The organism is Aurantiacibacter atlanticus (assembly GCF_001077815.2).
GTDB lineage: Bacteria > Pseudomonadota > Alphaproteobacteria > Sphingomonadales > Sphingomonadaceae > Alteraurantiacibacter > Alteraurantiacibacter atlanticus.
In genome coordinates this window covers 109,574-127,049 of record NZ_CP015441.1, presented here as the reverse complement: position 1 = coordinate 127,049, position 17,476 = coordinate 109,574, and the positions used below count along the sequence as shown (strand labels likewise).

Here is a 17,476-nt window from a genome sequence, read left to right as displayed (position 1 = left end):
CGAGGGAGGCGGTGGCAATTACTGGCGCTTCATGGCGATGGTCTCGACATCGACCGTTGTCATGTTTGTCCTCATGTATGCCAACACCTACGATGCCGATCACTTCTTCTGGAGCGAAACGCGCTTCTGGATGATGTTCGTGATGGGCGCGATGATGATGGTCGTCATGCTGCTCTTCATGTGGGGCATGTATAAAGACAGAACCAAGAACTTCATCATTCTCGGCGTCGCAGCAGTGGTCTTCGCCCTGGCATTGTGGCTCGTGCGCAGCCAGACCACGATCGACGACGAGGAATATATGGCGGCGATGATCCCTCACCACTCGATCGCCATCATGACCAGCGAACGGGCGCATATCCGCGATCCGCGCGTGCGCAAGCTCGCGCACGATATCATCCTCGCCCAGCGCCGCGAGATCGCGCAGATGAAATACCTCATCGAGGATATCGAGGAAAATGGCGTGCGGACCACTGAGAGGCTCCCCGAAGATATCGAAGCTCCGGTTCCCGCAACTCCGCAACCTGACCCAACCCTTGCCGAGACACCCGAAGAAAGAGCTGCGCAATGAAGACGACCTTTATCCTCACCACAGGGCTGGCTGTCGCGCTGGCTGGGTGCAACCAGAACACCGCCATCGGCAATGATCGCGAAGCGCAGCTTGATCCGCCGGCCAAAGCGTCGCCAATCGAGCCGGCTTCCAGCGCGCTGCAGAACATATCGACGGCGCTCGTAAAGCCCGAGACGATGAGCGACGCCGATGTTTCGGCAATCGGCGGGAAGGAAGGTCGTTGTGTCTTCCGCTTGACCGAGGTTGGCTACCCCACCTTCGTCTACGAACCGGGAAGCCAGGGCTTCATCAAGCTGAACGGCAAACTGATCCCGGTCAGCGCTGCCGGTACGGATCGCTATACCAGCGGCGATCTGCTCGTCACCACGCGTCTGTTGGACGATGAAGGCAATGCGGGCTTGCAAGCGCAGGAATTGATCGTGGTCCCGCCCGGGGCCGGAGACGAACTGGGGTATCGCGGATATTCTATCTGCGACCAGTAGCAGAAGAACCCGCGTGAGGTGCCTGGATTGTTTCCGGAGGCAAGCCCGGCGCGGGTTTCGAAGCTACAGTGGATAGGCGGTTCCAGCTCCCCCAAGAGAGCCCTGCGGGTCGCAGGCTCACTGGAGCCGTCTTGGAGCCCCGCGCATGACCAACCCCATGCGCGGGGCTTCATATTCATCCGCATCATTTGCAATTGCGAAGGTTTCTTTTTGACCGATAATCTGACCCATGCCGTCTTCGGCGCCGGTGGAAAGACCGGCACGCTGCTCCTCGAACAGGCGATGCAGCGCGGCCACCACGTGCGCGGTCTCGAGCATCATTTACCGGACCCGGCGAAACGGATCGAAGGTGTCGACTATATCCAATGCGACGTTCTCGAGGACGACCTTGCTGATGCCATTCGTGGTTGCGATGCGGTTATTTCCACCCTTGGCGTTTCGTTCACGCCATCGACCGCGATCGACCCACCACCGCTCTACACCGAGGGTACGCGCCGCATTGTCGAAGCGATGGGCCGCGTCGGCATCGACCGGATCGCAGTGATATCCGCCGCATTCGTGGACCAGCAAGCCGGAGTGCCGTCATGGTTCCGGCTGACAGTTGTCCCCGCTCTGGCAAACATTCTCGAACACATGCGGGCCATGGAGCGCATGCTCGAGGCCGAGCAAGGTCTCAAGTGGACGGCCGCAAGACCCGGTTGGCTTATCGATTTGCCCTATAGCGGCGAAGCGCAAGTGAAAGCGCGGACGCTATCGACGGACTGCTTCCGCTGCTGCCATGCCGATCTCGCTGCCCTGCTTCTCGATTCAGTAGTGAGTGGGAGGTGGATCCACGAAAAGCCTGCCGTAGGCAAACCGGAGGCTGACGATCTGGAAGGGCTTCTTGCCCTTCGCGAGGAACTAGAAAGCCTCCATCTTCGTCGCGATAGGTGAGCGATGGCGATGTTCGTCGCCGTTTGGAATTCGCCGCTCGCGGCATGGTAAAGTAGGTCTGGAGTTTGAGAACATGGCACACGACAAGAAAGACATCGCGGTGTCGCGGTGGGAAGCGGAGGGCGGGGCCCTGCCCTGTGGTCCCCAGGAAGCGTTAGCAGCAACTTGCGACGAGTGGGATATCCCCGCTCTGTCGGACGCGGAACTCATCCAGCTGCGCATCCGCGTGATTGCCTTGGAAAATATCGTTCTTGGTCTGCTCTCGAAGGCTAGCGAAGAGCAGCTCGAGCTTATCGCTGAAATGGCGGACTTTATAACGCCGCGGCCCGACGCGAAGCAGCATCCGTTGACCATCCACGCAGCGACTCAGATGAATCATATGGTGGAGCGCGCCAAGCATTTTCGATCATGACGCAGAATGCGCAGGGCATCTGTTAGCCGACTTTCTAACGCTGCCGTTCAAGTCTTTCTCGAAACAGCCTTCAGGAGGGCAAGGCATCGTCTCTAGCGGTTGAACTTTCCAAAGAGATCTGAGAGTTCCGCCAGTTTCATTCGCTGTGCTTCCTCGTCGCCGCTTTCGATTATGGCTGCGATGGACTCCTGCGCATGGATGGCGAGAACTTTGGTTCTCGTTGCGCGGCCAGCGTTTCGATCGGATCGTCTCGGTCGGCATGTTCGAGCACGTCGGACGCCCGCAATTCGCAACGTTCTTCCGCTGCTGCGCCAATATGCTGACGGATGACGGGGTGATGCTGCTCCACACGATTGGTCGGATCGGCACACCGGGCACAACCGACGCTTTCACGCGCAAATACATCTTTCCAGGCGGCTACATCCCGGCGCTTTCGGAAACCGTCGCGGCGAGCGAGAAATATCGCCTCATTGCCAGCGACGTCGAGATGCTGCGGCTGCATTACGCCAGAACGCTGCGCGCATGGTATGCCAATTGCGAAGCCAACCGCGAACGGATCGAGGCGATGTTCGATGCGCGCTTCTATCGCATGTGGACCTTCTATCTCGCCGGAGCCACGGCGGCTTTCGAACATGGCGGCATGTGCAATTACCAGATTCAGTATTGCCGCGATCGGAGGGCTTTACCCTTGACGCGCCGATATGTCGGCGAAGCGGAGGGGGCATTGCGGGGCAGGTGGGGCAACCTTTCGGGACGGGTTTCTTAAGATCCTTTGCTGACCTGACAGCAACCGTACGGGCCAGCAACGGAAGATCATGTCCAGATGCTACTGCTCATGGTGCAGTTCTACTTCCGCGCGAGCGAGTTGCATCATCCAATCTGGTCGAACGCAAGGCGCATATCATCCAGGCGACAGCTTCATGCGTGTCTTTCACGTGATTTTCCGCATCATCGAGAGAAACCACCATATCGAGCAGGACGTTTTCGTCGCAGCTTGCTTGACCGTCTTTGCCGACATACCGGTGTCTGACGGTCCTGATCGATCGGATCAGTGACCGGCTGCACCGGGTCCAGATCCATGAACCCGACGTATTGCTCGACGCTGTAGAAAGCCTCGCTGAGATCGGGGCGAGTCTACGATGCTCGCGTGACATACGGATGCGCGCCTTGCGGCGTTACCTTCGCAGATGCGAGGAGCGCGTTCCGCAATTGGTCAGTCGGCTATCGGGATAGGTTTTAGCAATTCAATTCTGCGCTGCTTTCCACGCGCCCATCGAACCCAGGTACACATCCACATTGTCAAAGCCGTGGGCGTCGAGCCAGCCTGCCGCCACTGTCGCCCGCATTCCGCTCGCGCACATGAGGGTGTAGCTGCGGGCCGGGTCCAGATCCTGCCAGCGCTTAGACAGTTCGCCGACATAAATATGCTCCGAGCCGTCGATCGCGGCTGCCGCCCGTTCATCGGCATCACGCACATCGAGCAGTGTCCATTCGTTGTGTTCGCCGGTCAGCCGCCGTTCGACTGTTTCGGTATCCACCATCGGAATCGATCGCATCTTCTTGCCCGCCGCCGCCGCGGGCACCACGCCTACGTAACCACCCAGAACGTTGTCCAGTGCAATGCGGACCAGGTGTTCCATGGCAGTATTCAGCTGGCCCTGCGACGAGGCGATCAGGGCGACACTCTCCCCTTCGCCGATAAACCACCCCGCAAAGGCGGGGATCATCCCAACCGGGAGATTGATACTGCCGGGCAGATGGCCCGACGCATAGGCGAGCGGCTCGCGGATATCGACGAGGTGGTCCGCGCCGCATTCGCCTAGCTCCTGTAGCGACATCGGTTTCGGCTCAATGACCCGCGGAGCGGGACTCCCGCCCTCCAGGTTCAGCCGCTCCATCAACCTGAAATAGGGAGGCTGATAATGGTTCTCTCCCACCTTGAAGTCGATAAAGGCTTCGCGGTCCTCGATCTGCAGCCGCGGATTGTTGTGCCGCTCGTGGCCCACGCTTGAGAACTCGCGGTCGGCCATGCCCGACCCGCAAACAGAACCGGCGCCGTGGGCCGGATAAATGATGGCCTGATCGCCCAGGTCGCAGATCTTGCGCAGGGAATCATAGAGCAGGCCTGCGACCTCGCGTTTGCGGTCGGGATAGAAGTCGGTGCGTCCGACGTCGCCGACGAACAAGACGTCGCCGGTAAACACGGCAACGGCTTTCTCCGGATATTCGGTGTCGAACAATGCGTAGGCGAGATGATCGAATGTATGGCCCGGCGTCTCCAATACGCGGAATTCGAGCTGGCCGACGCGATAGCTGTCGCCCTCGCACGTCGTTTGCGCATAGACGACTTCGCCATCGGCGTTCGGGCCGTGCAGCACCTTTGCCCCGGTCATGTCGGCCAGGACCGCTGCGCCGGAAACGAGGTCCTCATTACGATGCGTCTCGAAAATATGCGTGATCGCCAAGCCTTCGGCGCGGGCCTTCTCGATATAGATGTCGCAATCGCGGCGCGGATCGATCACTGCCGCCTGCCCGCCGGACCCGACGAGATAGGACAGATGGGATAGGCCGGGTGTCTTGATTTTTTCGAGAAGCATGATGAGTTTCCTTCTGGTCGGTTTACGAGGGGATGCGGTCAGGCCGAAAGCAGGCCTCCGAGCAAAACGGTTGGCAACCGTAAAGGATTGCGAGTTCACAGGAAAAGTGCCGCCTGTGCGGACGATGAGGAAAAACAAGTGCGTCGAGAATGCCTATAGCGATGGACGCCGAGAGATATGCCAATCTCGATTTCCTTTTTGGATATTCGTTCATATCAAACCTCGAGCGATATCGTCGGGCAGAGACGGATCGGCATTATCCCGCGACAATTCGCGAAACGCGCGGTTCTGCGACAGGAACACACGCCCGCCGATTTTCTCGAGAAATTCGGTTCGCTTGAGCCGATCCATCACCGGGCCTTTAACTTCCGATAGGTGGAGGTCGATCCCGCTATCGGAGAGCCGGTGATTGATCGCCTCGAGGCTTTCCAGGCCCGAGGCGTCCACTTCGTTGACCGCACTGCACATCAGGATGACGTGGCGCACCTCTGGCTGGTCCGCGACGCGCTCGAGCACATATTCCTCCAGCCAGCGCGCATTGAGATAGGTCAGGCTTTCATCGATACGGATCGACAGGACGTGCGGAACGGTAAAGACATCATGCCGCTCCACATTACGGAAATGTTCGGTTTCCGGAACACGCCCGACGATAGCCGCGTGCGGCCGCGATGCGCGCCACAGATACAGCAGCAGACCAACCACGACACCGGTAATCACGCCCAGTTCCACGCCAGCCAAGAGAGTGGTGACGATGGTCGCCAGATGCGCTGCGAAATCCGCCTTGGAATAGCGCCACAGCTGACCGGGCGTCTTCAGATCGACCAGGCTGAGCACCGCGACGATAATCGTGGCCGCCAGCGTGGCGATAGGCAGGCTGAACAGCAGCGGCGTAAGGAACAGCGATGCCAGGGCGATCCCGATGGCCGTATAGGCGCCCGCAGCCGGCGTTTCCGCGCCGGCATCGAAGTTTACCACCGAGCGGGCGAACCCGCCCGTCACCGGATAGCCGCCCGAAAAGGCGCTTGCGATATTCGATGCGCCCAAGCCGATCAGCTCCTGGTCGGGCGCAATACGCTGGCGTCTCTTGGCGGCCAAGGTCTGCGCGACCGAGACGCTCTCCACGAAACCGATCACCGAGATCAGCAGCGCGGGCACCCATAGCTGCGCGATCAGGTCCATGTCGGTCGACGGGGTGGCGAAAGGCGGCAGGCCCTGCGGAATGGCCCCGACCAGATCGACGCCCTTTTCCGCAAGATCGAGCATAACGGCCGCGAGAATGGTCAGCGCCACCGCGATCACGGGCCCCGCCTTAGCAGCGATATCGGCGGCGCGCGGTTTCAGGCCGATCCTCAAGAGGGCTGGTTTCAGTCCGCCCCTGACCCAGAACAGGAACAGCGTCGCCGGGATACCGATGGCCAGCGTCCACGGATTGGTCAGGCCTATATTGGACGCAAGCGATCCCAGCATCTCCGGCCAATTGTCGCCGCCGCCCGAAATCCCGAGAATATGCTTGATCTGGCTCGTGGCGATCAGAATGCCGCTGGCCGTGATGAAGCCGCTGATCACCGGATGCGAGAGCAGGTTGGCGAGAAAGCCCAGCCGAAGAAAGCCCAGCACAGCCAGCATGATGCCCGACAGAGCGGCCAGCGTGATCGCGGCTTCGAGATATTCGGCCGTGTCCTGCGCAGCGACAGCGCCCGCGGCCGATGCGGTCATCAGTGACAGGACCGCGACCGGACCCACCGCCAGCGTCCGGCTCGTCCCAAACAGCGCATAGGCCACCAGCGGCAGGATCGAGGCATATAGCCCGACGACCGGTGGCAGCCCGGCGAGCAAGGCGTAAGCCAGGCTTTGCGGGATAAGCATAATCGTGACGATCACCGCCGCCACCAGATCGTTCGTCAGGACAGAACCATTATAGGTGCGCCCCCATTGCAGAATGGGGAGGTAGCGTGCCAGCAAGGTGGGTTCGGCCATGGCTTCGATTGCTCCGACGACGCTTTAGCGCTGCGGCTCGAACAAGCGTACGATCAGCATTCCGCCCAGCATCGCCACCACGAAAGCCGCCGCCTTTGCCGGTTCGATCGCCAGTGCAGCGAATCCAGGTCCGGGACACAGGCTGGCAATTCCCCAACCGGTGCCGAACAGCGCCGCGCCGCCGATCAGACGGGGGGTCAGGTCGGTCCGGTCGGGAAGAGCGAACGTCGCGCCAATCAAAGGCTGCGCCATGCGTGCCTGGATCCGCCAGGCAATCGCCATCACGATCACCGCGCCGCCCATCACGAAAGCAAGAGTGGGATCCCAGTCCCCAAAAATGTCGAGAAAACCGCGTACACGCGCCGGGTCGACCATGCCGCCCAGCGCCAGCCCGGCGCCGAACAACGTCCCCGATAGGAGCGTCACCGGCCACGAACGCGTCATGACAGCACCTCCAGCCCAAAGGCATTCATGATGGCGACGGTCGCGATCCCGGCCGCCATGAAGGTCACCGTGGCGACGAGCGAGCGCTGTGACAACCGGCTGACTCCGCAAACGCCGTGGCCGCTGGTGCAGCCACTGCCGATGCGCGTGCCGATGCCGACCAGCAGGCCCGCCACAATCAGCGGTACGTAACCGGCAAAGCTGGCCTGGATCCCGCCAGGGCCCCAGGCAATCAGCATTGCGCCAATCGGCAGACCCAGGACAAACGCCCACGCGCCGGATCTGGGCGTACCGTCACCGCTGATGCCGAAGGCGCGGGCGGCGATGCCGGACACGCCGGCAATTCGCCCTGCGCCCAGCAGCATCAGCGCGGCCGCGAGGCCGATGAGCACGCCTCCGAGCAATCCTGCCAGTGGAGCGGCGTCGGGAAATCCGGGCAGCATCACAGCTTGTTCACCGGCATCTTGAGGTAGGACGTGCCGTCATCTTCCGGCGGAGGCAAATGTCCACCGCGCATGTTCACCTGGATGGCGGGCAGGATCAGGCGCGGCATCTCCAGCGTCGCATCGCGCTGCGTGCGCATATCGACGAACTCATCCTCATCAACATCTTCGTGAAGATGCACATTGGCTGTGCGCTGTGCGAGCATGGTGGTTTCCCAGACGAATTCGGTGCGGTTGGGTGCCTTGTAATCATGGCACAGGAATACCCGCGTCTTGTCCGGCAGGCGCATCAGTCGCCGGACCGAGCGATAGAGATTGCGCGCATTGCCGCCCGGAAAATCGGCCCGCGCAGAGCCATAATCGGGCATGAACATCGTATCGCCGATAAAGGCCGCATCGCCCACGATATAGGCGATGTCGGCCGGGGTATGGCCGGGAACGTGGAGCGCGATCAGCGGTATATCGCCGATCATCAACTCGTCGCCATCCTCCAGCAGGCGGTCGAACTGCGAGCCGTCGCGCTCGAATTCGGTGCCTTCGTTGAACACCTTGCCGAACACGCCCTGAACGGTCACGATGTCGCGGCCGATGGCCATTTCGCCGCCCAGCTTCTCCTGCAGATAGGGCGCGGCCGACAGGTGATCGGCATGTGCGTGGGTTTCCAGAATCCAGTCGACGGTCAGGCCTGCCTCGCGCACATAATCGATAATCTCGTCCGCCGCTTCCAAGCTGGTGCGGCCCGAAGGCTGATCGAAATCCCAGACGCTGTCGATAATGGCCGCGCGCTTGGTCTGATCGTCGCTGACGACATAGGTCGCGGTAAAGGTCGGCTCATGGAAGAACGCTTTGACGTGAGGCGCTCGCGGATTGCCGGCAAGAACGCCGTTCACCTGTTCGATGGCCTTTTCGATATTCGTGTCGTCACTCATACTGTCTCTCCGATGTCGTCGCTCGGCTGGGGGATTGGCCGAGCTCAGGGCAAAACATGTCATGCAGCAATTCCAGAACACGCTGCGCATTGGGGTCGCACACACGGTAGAACACCGACTGGGCCTCCTTGCGGGTCGCGACGAGATCGCCTTCGCGCAATTTTGCGAGGTGCTGCGACAGGGCGGACTGGCTCAGCCCGACGCGCTGCGCCAGATCCCCGACGGACAACTCGCCTTCCTCGGCCAGGAAGCAGAGGACCAGCAGGCGCGATTCGTTGGCCATCGCTTTCAGCAGGCGGCTGGCCTCGCCAGCCTGGCGCATGAAATCCGTTTCTGAAGGCCCGTCCTGGCCCATAATCTTCTCCATTAGCTATTACTAATTTAGAGCAGGCTAAGATATTTTCAAGGAATGACTTTTGCCTTTCACCGATCTTTCGATGGTGGCATTGGAACCTGTAGCCGCTCCAGCTTCGTTGAGCGGGCAGGAGAGTGAACATGGAATACGATTTGGTAGTGATCGGCACGGGGACTGCAGCCATGGTTTGCGCTATGCGCGTTGCGAAAGCTGGCTGGAAAGTCGCGGTCGTCGACGAGAAACCGTTTGGCGGCACCTGCGCGCTACGCGGCTGCGATCCCAAAAAGATGCTGGTGGCCGGCGCAGAAGCGATCGAAGCAAAACAACGAATGACAGGTCACGGGGTAGAGGGGACTTTACGCATCGATTGGTCCGACCTTATCCGCTTCAAGCGCAGCTTCACCGACCCCGTGCCTGAAAAGCATGAGCGTCGGTATGAAGAGGCCGGCATCGTGACCTTGCATGGAACGGCAAAATTCACGGGGCCTGATCGGCTCTCCGTAGGCGACCAGGAAATCGAATACCGCAAAATCCTGATTGCGTCAGGAGCCAGACCTATACCTCTAGTCATCCCGGGCGAAAAGCACCTGATCGACAATGAGGGCTTTCTCGAATTGCCCTCGCTGCCGAAGCGGATCGTGATGGTCGGCGGCGGATATATCGCCGCCGAGTTTGCGCATATCGCCGCCCGCGCGGGAGCCGAGGTAACGATCCTCCAGCGGGGACCGCGCATGTTGACGCAGTTCGAACCAGAACTGGTGAGCTGGCTCATGGATGCGATCAATCGGATCGGTGTCCGCGTGATTACCGATACGACCGTCGATGCCATTCGAGAACGGGACGGAGAGTATACGGTCCATGCGAGTGGCAAGGAGGGGCCGATCGAGGTTGCGGCCGATCTTGTCGTTCATGCGGCAGGACGGGCCCCGGCGATTGAGCGGCTCGATCTCGAAAAGGGCGGTGTCGCAGTCGAAAACGGAAAGCTGAAGCTGAACGAATTTCTGCAGAGCGTGAGCAATCCGGCCGTCTACGCTGCCGGAGATGCTGCCTCGAACGGGCCGCCACTCACGCCCGTTTCCAGCCATGATGCAAAAGTTGTCGCGACCAATCTCGTCGAAGGCAATCACCGCAAGCCCGACTACAAAGGTGTACCGAGCGTGGCCTTCACGCTTCCGCCTATCGCCCGGGTTGGCCTCACCGAGGCCGACGCGAAAGAGGCGGGGCTGAAATTTCGAACAAAGTGCGAGCGGACCTCTCAATGGTTCACCGCCAGGCGGATCGCTGAACCGGTCTACGGCTACAAGACACTGGTTGATGAGCAGACGGGGAAGATACTGGGCGCCCACCTTGTCGGACCCGGCGCAGATCAGACCATCAATATTTTCGGACTGGCGATCCGCCATGGGCTCACTGCGGACGATCTGAAGACTACGATGTTCGCCTATCCAACCGGCGCGTCTGACATCGGATACATGGTCTAGGGGTGGGTCTAGGGCCGGGCGGTTTCCAGCATGTCTATGACTGCGCAGTCGGGCACATGCCCGCCCGAACACTGCTCGACGGTGGCGGCTAGGTGCCGTTCCAATCGGACGAGATCGTCGATTTTGCCCCGCACTTCTTCGAGGTGATGAACTGCAATCTTGCGCACTTCGTCGCAGCATGCTTTGGCAGGACCGCCCAGGTCCAGAAGTGTCCGAACCTCCTTTGGCGCAAAGCCTAGTTCGCGCGCCCGCTTGATGAATTTGAGTGTGCGAAGGTGACCATCGTCGAACACCCTGTGACCGCCTGCTGTGCGCTCCGGCGCACCGAGCATTCCGATCTTCTCGAAATACCGGATCGTCTCGATATTGACGCCGGTCTTGCGCGCCAGCTCACCTATCGACAGGCCGCCCATGTCGAATCTCCTTGCACCTATATCTACTACAGGAAGTACATAGGGATCGAATCGAGCGGAAGCAAAGATGACCGAGCAGACTATCCAATACGACGAGCCGAAAAACGTGAGCGATCGCGGGGTGGCTGGCGTCGGAGTACTGGCAAGTGCAGCTGCGCTTCTCTCCGCGGCTGCTTGCTGCGTTCTGCCCTTGGCCCTTGTCGCGGTCGGCCTTGGCGCTGGAGGGCTCGCATGGTTTGTTCCCTACCACTTGTCGCTCACAATCGCAGCCTTCCTAGTCGTGGCCCTTGGGTGGTTTCTTCACTTGCGCAAAGTGCGTTTTTGCAGTGCTGATGGCTGTGCGCAGCCTGCCCACAGCAGCGCTACCCGGCTGATATTGCTGATTGCCACCGCGATGGTCGTTCTGTCCGCGCTATGGGGTTTTATTGAACAACCGCTGATGCGTGCACTCGGAGGAGCCTGATGCAGACTGTCTCCACGATCACTTGCCCCCAATGCGAAGCGGCCACGACCGAAACCATGCCGAGCAACGCATGCTGGTTCTTTTACGAGTGCCCGCATTGCCAGAAAAGGCTGAAGCCGCTGGCCGGAGACTGCTGCGTCTTTTGCTCTTATGGAGATGTGCCATGTCCGCCCATTCAGGAGGCGCGCGAAAATGGCGGCGGTTCCACTTGTGGCGCGTCGCAGTAGAGGACCGCATCACCAACGGTGCGAACGAGATGTCTGTTCCAGTCGTCGAGGGCTTTGCCCTATTTCCTGTTTCCAGTTGGGGCGCTGGTAGGCGCGCGCAACGCCTGCTTGCGAACCGCTCACATGGTTCACCACCGCCAAGCCAGCTTCGGGTAAGGATACCGCTAGCGATTTCAACGAGGAGAAATGCAAGCGACAAGAACCCCGATATTACAAACGAAGGTTGCCAAATGGCCCTATATGACCCATACGATGCCATATAGGAGTATCATGATGACTGCATTTCAGCCTGTAGACACCGCAATTCGCGATTTTCGGCCCGTCCCGATTACCGATGACGAGGCCGCTGCGATGTTTCGTGCGGTGGTAAACCTGTTCGGAAAATGGGATGTGACCGACGAACAGGCATCCACACTGCTTGACGTCCCCGTGCGGTCTTACCGCCGCTGGAAAGCGGACGGTGAACCCGGCCGGATCGACCGCGACGGCAAGGCGCGATTGTCCAACCTGATCGGTATTCACAAGGCGCTGCGCTATATCTTTCGTGAGACACGGCGCGCCCATGACTGGATCAAGGCACCCAATAGCGCATTTCAGGGTCGCTCCGCGCTCGATATCATGCTGGGCGGCGAACTGACCGATCTGATGCGGGTGCGCCGCTATCTCGACGCCGAGCGTGGCGGCTGGTGATCGATCCCGACACGGTCCCGGTTTCCACCATTGAATGGCAAGACGCGGTCCGTATCATCCGCAGCATCCATCCGCCGATCGATCTGTTCGAGGATATTGCCGATCCTGCCGACTGGCCGCTGCTCATCTCGGCGGAGCAAAAGACCAATCCGCGATTGATGGAAAATATCGGCAATCTCGACCTCGTACCGCAAGAACGGCGTGTCGGCGGACCGGGGGCGACGTATCTTATGGCACCGTTCACCCATGTCAGCCCCGACCGCCCGACGCGATTCAGTGACGGCAGCTATGGCGTGCTCTATGCGGGCAACAGCTTCGAGGTCGCGCTGCTCGAAACCATTCATCATCATAGCCGCTTCATGGCGCGCACGAACGAAGCACCAGGCTGGACTTCGCAATTCCGCGAGGTCGTGATGGACATCAATGCGCGGTTGCATGATCTCCGCGCGGATGAGGGACGATTTAGTAAAGCCGCGGATCCGAATGACTATTCGGCAAGCCAAACGCTGGGAGGGCAGTTACGGGCAGCCGGGTCCAACGGCGTGGCTTATTCCAGCGTGCGCCGCGAAAGTGGCGAGTGTGCTGGCCTGTTCTATCCCGACCTCGCCTCAAATGCGATCCAGGGTCGCCATCTTGATTATCATTGGGATGGGGAGCGGGTTGATCTCTACCGCGATACCAGGACAGGGGAAGTGTTTCGGATCGTGTGACATGTGAGATGCAAATTTTCGGCGGAAATTTTGGAAGGGACGCGGCGCTGACCATACGCCGACAGCTCTGGTCTAATATTGCTGTGGGCGGCCTGTCGATATCCCCGCGACCGCCTGTTCCATCATCAATCGTGTCGAACGCAAAGCGCAATTCAACAAAATGCGATCTTCTTGAGTGCAGCCGATATAAATTCGCGCGTCTTCGGGATCGACGAGCATATCGATCAGAGCGGTTTCGTCGCCGCTTCGATCGCCATCTTCGCCGGCAACAAAGGATCGTTTCATAGCCGCTTCGCAAAGGGTCATCAGGCTATCAAAAACTGGGACGAGAATTTCAAGCCGATGCCGCGCCAGCGTCTGGTATATGTAGGGCTGAACCGCTTCGCCATGATCCTTGGCATCGCGCCAGCATCGCATGACGTCCAGAATTATGCTTTCCGGCATATCCAATGCTTCATCAAAGCGGACCGCCTGAGCCTCCGCCATTGTTTAAAGCCTCTCTAGTCTCTCGAACAGAGTCTTGGATCAGGACGCGCGGAACCAATTTATTGTATCACATACCGAGCGGGGTGGGCGAGCGGTCGCCTGATCGACAAAGCTTCAGTACGGCGATACCGGCGATCAATCATCCTTGTCGGCGTGCTCGGGTTTCCCTTGGCGCTCGCCCTTGGCGAAATCCTCAAGCTCGTCCTCGCTCATCGAGTCGTACATGTCTTTCGAAGCGCCTTGCAGATCGCTCACCTTGGTATCGCCGCGCTTCGCAGACAGAGCTGCTCCTGCGGCTTTTTGCTGGGCTTTCGATTTTGTCGGCATGGTATCTGCTCCTCGTCTCCACTCAATATGCTTCTCGCCACTTCGTGCGCGCTCGGTTCGTGGCTTCCGTCACCAGTAAGGTGTGACCGCCCAATAGTCGTACGACCGCGTCTGGTAATCGCGGTCATAAGCGGTGTCGCGCTCACTTTCCTTATAGGTCGGCGCGCCCTTCAACTGATCCTCGGTCACGTCGAGCTGATAGCCACCCAGATCGGTATTGTAGTCGAACTTCTCCCAAGGAAGGCTGTGCAACTCGCCGCCCATACCAAGGAAGCTGCCCACCGAAATCTCGACATCGCGGGCCTGACCACCGCGTTTTTCGATCAGGACACGTTCGACAGTACCGATCTTGTCGCCATTGGACCCATAGACCGCCGTTCCTTCGACGCGGTCGCTGCCAATCAGATCGCTGCTCCTTACGTTTTGATGCGACATCGTGATAACTCCTTTCCGACTGAAATTGACCAAGAGTGACTTGGTCACAGCGGAGTAACGCTCGCACCGCGATGATAGTTTCTCCGCTCGTCGCAAAAATCCTCTTTGATAACAAAGGTTAGTCACTGAAGCAGTAGGCTGATCGCCATTTAATATGAGCAAGGCGCTCGAACGGCCCGGCGGTTTTCTCGTCGAGAATAGGCTGGCAGCACGGCAGGAAACCGCGTCAAGTTTGCGCGCAACTTGCTGGGGGGCGCTGCGGGATCACATTATGGCGGCTCTGGGAATCCCGGTCCGGAGCCTAATCTTCCGACTTCGAATGCTCGACTATCATCAGAACAAGCCCTGAGAAAACCAACCCAAAGCCCAAGAGGTGAGACCAGCGAAAAGGTTCGCCGAGCAACAAATAAGATAGCACAAGCGCGCTGAGGGGCATGACCGCCATAGCACCTGCCGTGAGTGCTCCCGGCGCTTTGCGGGCACCATTATACCATAAAACAGGAGCAAGCCCCGCTGTAGCCGCGCCCCAGAAGGCTACCGCAAACCACCCAGTCTGACCTACGTCGGAAAAATCGAACGGTTGGGGGTCGAAAACGATAGCCAGAACAACAAAAACCAACGCAGCAATCAATGAGGCTGCCAGCGTGGCCTCCAGCGAGCTTATACCGTCGGACAGTTTCCGTGAAAGCAGGGTGTAGGCTGCCTCGAAACACACGGCCATTGCGACAAGAGCTGCGCCGAGGATCGGAGCTTCCGTGTCTCCGCCTCCTTCCGTTCGTAGCAGATTGATTGCTACTATCCCCGCGACCGCAAGGGCCAGTGCTCCCGACGTCCGCCAGTTCATTGCGGCACCGAAGAAAACTACGGCCGCGCCGGCAGTCACTGCCGGTGTTGCGCTCATGATCGTCGAGCCGATCACGCCTGTAGTGAGACGCATACCAAAAAGCATGGCTGCGGTGAAACCGACCATCCCGAATAATGAAATCGCGACAATCACCCACCAGTCCGACCGCTTCGCACCGGCAAACCGTTTCGTCAGCAGCCATGTAAATGGAGCAAGGACCAGACAAGCGATCAGCATTCGCATGCATGATGCCGTGAAGACCGAGAACTGTTGCCCGATTAGCTTGCTGAGCGGCGTCGCACTGCCAAAGAGTGCCATGCCCAGCAAAAGCTGCACAACAATCGCAGGAGCGGTCGAGCGTCTTTCGGATGCCATGATACTGCAAAAAGTTAGCATGCCGGGCTCCGCTTGGAAAACATAGTCTTGTTTCCGTTTCGCGGGCGGCGTCTCGTGTCAGATAGCTCAGTTCTTCAAGGATCTCGTCTATTTCTTATGCTGCGCCAGAGCCCGATCGCACGTATTCGAGCGATGAGAATTGGGAGGTTGGGAGTGATACGGACGTGACCCGCTCATCCGGCGACCGACCGAGATCAGTCCTAGGGCCACGCGCGCTACTTGGTAGCGGATCCGCGCACAAGCTTTCCTGGGAAGGGTTCCGAAAGGCAGGTCGAGCTGATCCGCTAGAATGATAATACTTCTTATGTTAAATCCGATACTTATTGTTAGCATATCAGAGTGCATGTAAAGTTCGCTGACGCAAGAGCGTCAGCCTTAGAAAACCGAAGGCCCTGTTAGCAGTGCCGGGTTCCATTTGCTGGTTGACCTCGGCAAACCATCTGGTGGCGTGCTCTTCATTGAGCTCGTCGATGCAGAGACCCGGAAAAGCCTCCTGCAAGTAGAGCCGCCGGTAGCAGCCATTGATGTTCTTGGTCTTTGGGACACCAGCGCATTGCCCATTTCTCCCAGAACTCGTCGAGGAACTGGGTGAGCAGAAGGATTTCGGCGAACTGATCGACATCTGCGAAAGTGGCGGGAGGGCGGTGTAATGACCGCTGGCACACTTTCACGCACCGAGAAAATTGTCCGGCTCAATGACCGGGCGCGGCAGGCGATGGGGCTGGCCGGTGTTGCCGTGGCGACAGAGGGATTCCGGGCCTTGCCCGAGGCAGATCGGTCTCGGGTGCGTGAGTTGATCGAGACCTTCGACGCCTTCGTGCCGGACAACGATCCGTAAGGCGCGCGTGATTTCGGAACGATCTATCAGGGCGGCGATGGAAATTGGACGATCATGCGACCGGCACAACTTGCCGAAACCGTGTTCTGGAAGATCGATTCCTACGACCGCGATTTGCGGTTCGGCAGCGAGAACCCGGCCAACCTAGCGACTGCCCGTCGAGTGCTGACGATCATGCTTGCCAGCGAATATTGAGGGGTGGAGCATGACCAGGCGCAATCCACCGGTCCACACCGCCGGACCCGACCCCGACCAGATCACCATGCCGGGCGTGCGCCCGGCCACTCTTAGCGAGATGTTGCAATGCCGCGCCGACATGCCGCGAGGTGCTCGGGCCGTGCAGCAACCGATACCTTGACGCGAACATCGCGGTCGAGCCGGTCGAGGATGCGCATCAGCCGGTCGACGGTGAAGCGGTCGAGCTTGACCTGGCGGATGCGCGAGAAATCGGCCGCCGCGATACCTGTGCGGGCCTGGGCATCGCGGACGGTCAGTTTTTCCTTGTCGAGCGTCTTGACCACTTCGGCGGCGAGGATTGCGCGCAGCTGACGCAGGCTCGCATCGGCCACGTCGAAATCGGCAAAGACATTGCCTGACCCGCGCACCAGTTCGATGTCGTCCTTCTGTTCGGTCATTCCAGCATCTCCTTCAATCGTCTGATCCGCTCGCGCACGAGGTCGATCTCGCGCTGCGGCGTCGATATTCCCTTCGTCGACTTCTTCTGGAAGGCATGCACCACCCAGATATCGTCATCCAGTTGCAGGGCGTAGACGACACGGTAGGCATCGCCGCGCTCCTTGATCGCCAGCTCCCAAACACCGGAGCCGAGACCAGCGAGCGGCTTGGCGATGTCCGGCGCCCCGCCATCGGCCACGATCGTCAGCGCATCGAGCGCCTTGTCGATCGCACGGGCCGGGAACGCCCCGAAATCCTTGCGCGCTGCCTTGATCCACGAAATCGGTCGAAGCGTTGGGGCGCGACATGATCCTATGTAGTCATATCTGACAACACTTGTCAATCGGGTAT

25 protein-coding genes and 1 pseudogene are annotated in these 17,476 nt (G+C 59.5%); 14 read left to right on the top strand and 12 right to left on the bottom strand.

Annotated features, from left to right (window positions below; all coding sequences use genetic code 11):
* Positions 1–37 precede the first annotated feature (37 nt).
* The 5 genes and pseudogenes from CP97_RS15290 to CP97_RS15270 all read left to right on the top strand — a co-directional run.
* Positions 38–568, top strand: coding sequence for a DUF305 domain-containing protein (locus CP97_RS15290; protein ID WP_063612733.1), 531 nt, complete (start codon positions 38–40; stop codon positions 566–568).
* Complete coding sequence (locus CP97_RS15285; protein WP_063612652.1) at positions 565–1,050, top strand: DUF6692 family protein; 486 nt, start codon at positions 565–567, stop codon at positions 1,048–1,050. The genes CP97_RS15290 and CP97_RS15285 overlap by 4 nt, the downstream gene beginning before the upstream one ends.
* Positions 1,051–1,260: 210 nt before the next feature.
* Complete coding sequence (locus CP97_RS15280) at positions 1,261–1,983, top strand: NAD(P)-dependent oxidoreductase (protein ID WP_063612651.1); 723 nt, start codon at positions 1,261–1,263, stop codon at positions 1,981–1,983.
* 73 nt (positions 1,984–2,056) lie between these two features.
* The gene (locus CP97_RS15275) at positions 2,057–2,395 is read left to right on the top strand and encodes a hypothetical protein (protein WP_063612650.1); all 339 of its coding nucleotides are present in this window, start codon (positions 2,057–2,059) and stop codon (positions 2,393–2,395) included.
* A 223-nt stretch (positions 2,396–2,618) separates the two neighbouring features.
* Positions 2,619–3,161: pseudogene (locus tag CP97_RS15270) on the top strand (class I SAM-dependent methyltransferase); the annotation flags it as partial.
* A 478-nt stretch (positions 3,162–3,639) separates the two neighbouring features.
* Here CP97_RS15270 and CP97_RS15265 read toward each other — a convergent pair.
* The 6 genes from CP97_RS15265 to CP97_RS15240 all read right to left on the bottom strand — a co-directional run bounded on the left by CP97_RS15265 (position 3,640) and on the right by CP97_RS15240 (position 9,140).
* Positions 3,640–4,992, bottom strand: a complete 1,353-nt coding sequence (locus CP97_RS15265; protein WP_063612649.1) for an MBL fold metallo-hydrolase — start codon at positions 4,990–4,992, stop codon at positions 3,640–3,642.
* Positions 4,993–5,202: 210 nt separating this feature from the next.
* The gene (locus CP97_RS15260) at positions 5,203–6,969 is read right to left on the bottom strand and encodes a SulP family inorganic anion transporter (RefSeq protein ID WP_063612648.1); all 1,767 of its coding nucleotides are present in this window, start codon (positions 6,967–6,969) and stop codon (positions 5,203–5,205) included.
* 24 nt (positions 6,970–6,993) lie between these two features.
* Positions 6,994–7,413 (bottom strand): DUF6691 family protein, encoded by a 420-nt coding sequence (locus CP97_RS15255; protein ID WP_063612647.1) that lies wholly within the window; start codon positions 7,411–7,413, stop codon positions 6,994–6,996.
* On the bottom strand, positions 7,410–7,856 hold the full coding sequence (locus CP97_RS15250; RefSeq protein WP_063612646.1) for a YeeE/YedE family protein: 447 nt from the start codon (positions 7,854–7,856) through the stop codon (positions 7,410–7,412). Before CP97_RS15250 ends, CP97_RS15255 begins: the two co-directional genes overlap by 4 nt.
* On the bottom strand, positions 7,856–8,785 hold the full coding sequence (locus CP97_RS15245) for an MBL fold metallo-hydrolase (protein ID WP_063612645.1): 930 nt from the start codon (positions 8,783–8,785) through the stop codon (positions 7,856–7,858). Before CP97_RS15245 ends, CP97_RS15250 begins: the two co-directional genes overlap by 1 nt.
* Entirely contained in the window at positions 8,778–9,140 is a 363-nt protein-coding gene (locus tag CP97_RS15240) for an ArsR/SmtB family transcription factor (RefSeq protein WP_063612732.1), read from the bottom strand. Before CP97_RS15240 ends, CP97_RS15245 begins: the two co-directional genes overlap by 8 nt.
* A gap of 134 nt (positions 9,141–9,274) precedes the next feature.
* Here CP97_RS15240 and CP97_RS15235 point away from each other — a divergent pair, with 134 nt between their 5' ends.
* Complete coding sequence (locus tag CP97_RS15235) at positions 9,275–10,621, top strand: dihydrolipoyl dehydrogenase family protein (RefSeq protein ID WP_087910615.1); 1,347 nt, start codon at positions 9,275–9,277, stop codon at positions 10,619–10,621.
* A gap of 8 nt (positions 10,622–10,629) precedes the next feature.
* Here the strand turns inward: CP97_RS15235 and CP97_RS15230 are convergent, their stop codons facing one another.
* Complete coding sequence (locus CP97_RS15230) at positions 10,630–11,034, bottom strand: MerR family transcriptional regulator (RefSeq protein ID WP_063612643.1); 405 nt, start codon at positions 11,032–11,034, stop codon at positions 10,630–10,632.
* A 67-nt stretch (positions 11,035–11,101) separates the two neighbouring features.
* On the opposite strand from CP97_RS15230, the gene CP97_RS15225 reads away from it, so the two are divergent.
* The 5 genes from CP97_RS15225 to CP97_RS16220 all read left to right on the top strand — a co-directional run bounded on the left by CP97_RS15225 (position 11,102) and on the right by CP97_RS16220 (position 13,628).
* Positions 11,102–11,497, top strand: coding sequence for a hypothetical protein (locus tag CP97_RS15225; RefSeq protein WP_063612642.1), 396 nt, complete (start codon positions 11,102–11,104; stop codon positions 11,495–11,497).
* Positions 11,497–11,724, top strand: coding sequence for a GDCCVxC domain-containing (seleno)protein (locus tag CP97_RS16550; protein ID WP_082834648.1), 228 nt, complete (start codon positions 11,497–11,499; stop codon positions 11,722–11,724). Before CP97_RS15225 ends, CP97_RS16550 begins: the two co-directional genes overlap by 1 nt.
* Before the next feature lie 273 nt (positions 11,725–11,997).
* Complete coding sequence (locus tag CP97_RS15220) at positions 11,998–12,414, top strand: MbcA/ParS/Xre antitoxin family protein (protein WP_063612731.1); 417 nt, start codon at positions 11,998–12,000, stop codon at positions 12,412–12,414.
* Positions 12,411–13,124, top strand: coding sequence for an RES family NAD+ phosphorylase (locus CP97_RS15215; RefSeq protein ID WP_063612641.1), 714 nt, complete (start codon positions 12,411–12,413; stop codon positions 13,122–13,124). The genes CP97_RS15220 and CP97_RS15215 overlap by 4 nt, the downstream gene beginning before the upstream one ends.
* Before the next feature lie 171 nt (positions 13,125–13,295).
* Positions 13,296–13,628: a hypothetical protein gene (locus CP97_RS16220; protein WP_066850801.1), complete on the top strand. Its 333-nt coding sequence runs from the start codon at positions 13,296–13,298 to the stop codon at positions 13,626–13,628.
* 117 nt (positions 13,629–13,745) lie between these two features.
* Here CP97_RS16220 and CP97_RS15205 read toward each other — a convergent pair whose 3' ends face one another.
* The 3 genes from CP97_RS15205 to CP97_RS15195 all read right to left on the bottom strand — a co-directional run bounded on the left by CP97_RS15205 (position 13,746) and on the right by CP97_RS15195 (position 15,534).
* On the bottom strand, positions 13,746–13,937 hold the full coding sequence (locus CP97_RS15205; protein WP_063612639.1) for a DUF3008 family protein: 192 nt from the start codon (positions 13,935–13,937) through the stop codon (positions 13,746–13,748).
* Between the two features lie 69 nt (positions 13,938–14,006).
* Positions 14,007–14,372 carry a PRC-barrel domain-containing protein gene (locus CP97_RS15200; protein WP_063612638.1) on the bottom strand — a complete coding sequence of 122 codons (366 nt, stop codon included), beginning with the start codon at positions 14,370–14,372 and terminating at the stop codon, positions 14,007–14,009.
* Between the two features lie 301 nt (positions 14,373–14,673).
* Positions 14,674–15,534 (bottom strand): DMT family transporter, encoded by an 861-nt coding sequence (locus CP97_RS15195; protein WP_161485480.1) that lies wholly within the window; start codon positions 15,532–15,534, stop codon positions 14,674–14,676.
* Positions 15,535–16,136: 602 nt separating this feature from the next.
* On the opposite strand from CP97_RS15195, the gene CP97_RS16660 reads away from it, so the two are divergent.
* The 3 genes from CP97_RS16660 to CP97_RS16015 are packed head-to-tail and all read left to right on the top strand — an operon-like array spanning position 16,137 to position 16,645.
* Positions 16,137–16,262: a hypothetical protein gene (locus tag CP97_RS16660; RefSeq protein WP_257730376.1), complete on the top strand. Its 126-nt coding sequence runs from the start codon at positions 16,137–16,139 to the stop codon at positions 16,260–16,262.
* Positions 16,262–16,450 carry a hypothetical protein gene (locus CP97_RS16020; RefSeq protein ID WP_082834649.1) on the top strand — a complete coding sequence of 63 codons (189 nt, stop codon included), beginning with the start codon at positions 16,262–16,264 and terminating at the stop codon, positions 16,448–16,450. Before CP97_RS16660 ends, CP97_RS16020 begins: the two co-directional genes overlap by 1 nt.
* Positions 16,451–16,504: 54 nt before the next feature.
* Positions 16,505–16,645, top strand: coding sequence for a DUF3768 domain-containing protein (locus CP97_RS16015; RefSeq protein ID WP_225871719.1), 141 nt, complete (start codon positions 16,505–16,507; stop codon positions 16,643–16,645).
* A 92-nt stretch (positions 16,646–16,737) separates the two neighbouring features.
* On the opposite strand, the gene CP97_RS15185 is transcribed toward CP97_RS16015, so the two are convergent.
* The gene (locus CP97_RS15185) at positions 16,738–17,085 is read right to left on the bottom strand and encodes a helix-turn-helix domain-containing protein (RefSeq protein WP_063612636.1); all 348 of its coding nucleotides are present in this window, start codon (positions 17,083–17,085) and stop codon (positions 16,738–16,740) included.
* Positions 17,082–17,468, bottom strand: coding sequence for a type II toxin-antitoxin system RelE/ParE family toxin (locus CP97_RS15180; protein WP_063612635.1), 387 nt, complete (start codon positions 17,466–17,468; stop codon positions 17,082–17,084). The genes CP97_RS15185 and CP97_RS15180 overlap by 4 nt, the downstream gene beginning before the upstream one ends.
* Positions 17,469–17,476: the final 8 nt, after the last annotated feature.

Coding starts and splice junctions, on each gene's coding strand:
- CP97_RS15290 (WP_063612733.1), top strand. CDS start 38: ATGGTCTCGACATCGACCGTTGTCATGTTTGTCCTCATGTATGCCAAC.
- CP97_RS15285 (WP_063612652.1), top strand. CDS start 565: ATGAAGACGACCTTTATCCTCACCACAGGGCTGGCTGTCGCGCTGGCT.
- CP97_RS15275 (WP_063612650.1), top strand. CDS start 2,057: ATGGCACACGACAAGAAAGACATCGCGGTGTCGCGGTGGGAAGCGGAG.
- CP97_RS15265 (WP_063612649.1), bottom strand. CDS start 4,992: ATGCTTCTCGAAAAAATCAAGACACCCGGCCTATCCCATCTGTCCTAT.
- CP97_RS15260 (WP_063612648.1), bottom strand. CDS start 6,969: ATGGCCGAACCCACCTTGCTGGCACGCTACCTCCCCATTCTGCAATGG.
- CP97_RS15255 (WP_063612647.1), bottom strand. CDS start 7,413: ATGACGCGTTCGTGGCCGGTGACGCTCCTATCGGGGACGTTGTTCGGC.
- CP97_RS15250 (WP_063612646.1), bottom strand. CDS start 7,856: ATGCTGCCCGGATTTCCCGACGCCGCTCCACTGGCAGGATTGCTCGGA.
- CP97_RS15245 (WP_063612645.1), bottom strand. CDS start 8,785: ATGAGTGACGACACGAATATCGAAAAGGCCATCGAACAGGTGAACGGC.
- CP97_RS15240 (WP_063612732.1), bottom strand. CDS start 9,140: ATGGGCCAGGACGGGCCTTCAGAAACGGATTTCATGCGCCAGGCTGGC.
- CP97_RS15230 (WP_063612643.1), bottom strand. CDS start 11,034: ATGGGCGGCCTGTCGATAGGTGAGCTGGCGCGCAAGACCGGCGTCAAT.
- CP97_RS15225 (WP_063612642.1), top strand. CDS start 11,102: ATGACCGAGCAGACTATCCAATACGACGAGCCGAAAAACGTGAGCGAT.
- CP97_RS16550 (WP_082834648.1), top strand. CDS start 11,497: ATGCAGACTGTCTCCACGATCACTTGCCCCCAATGCGAAGCGGCCACG.
- CP97_RS15220 (WP_063612731.1), top strand. CDS start 11,998: ATGACTGCATTTCAGCCTGTAGACACCGCAATTCGCGATTTTCGGCCC.
- CP97_RS15205 (WP_063612639.1), bottom strand. CDS start 13,937: ATGCCGACAAAATCGAAAGCCCAGCAAAAAGCCGCAGGAGCAGCTCTG.
- CP97_RS15200 (WP_063612638.1), bottom strand. CDS start 14,372: ATGTCGCATCAAAACGTAAGGAGCAGCGATCTGATTGGCAGCGACCGC.
- CP97_RS15195 (WP_161485480.1), bottom strand. CDS start 15,534: ATGGCACTCTTTGGCAGTGCGACGCCGCTCAGCAAGCTAATCGGGCAA.
- CP97_RS16660 (WP_257730376.1), top strand. CDS start 16,137: ATGTTCTTGGTCTTTGGGACACCAGCGCATTGCCCATTTCTCCCAGAA.
- CP97_RS16020 (WP_082834649.1), top strand. CDS start 16,262: ATGACCGCTGGCACACTTTCACGCACCGAGAAAATTGTCCGGCTCAAT.
- CP97_RS16015 (WP_225871719.1), top strand. CDS start 16,505: ATGCGACCGGCACAACTTGCCGAAACCGTGTTCTGGAAGATCGATTCC.
- CP97_RS15185 (WP_063612636.1), bottom strand. CDS start 17,085: ATGACCGAACAGAAGGACGACATCGAACTGGTGCGCGGGTCAGGCAAT.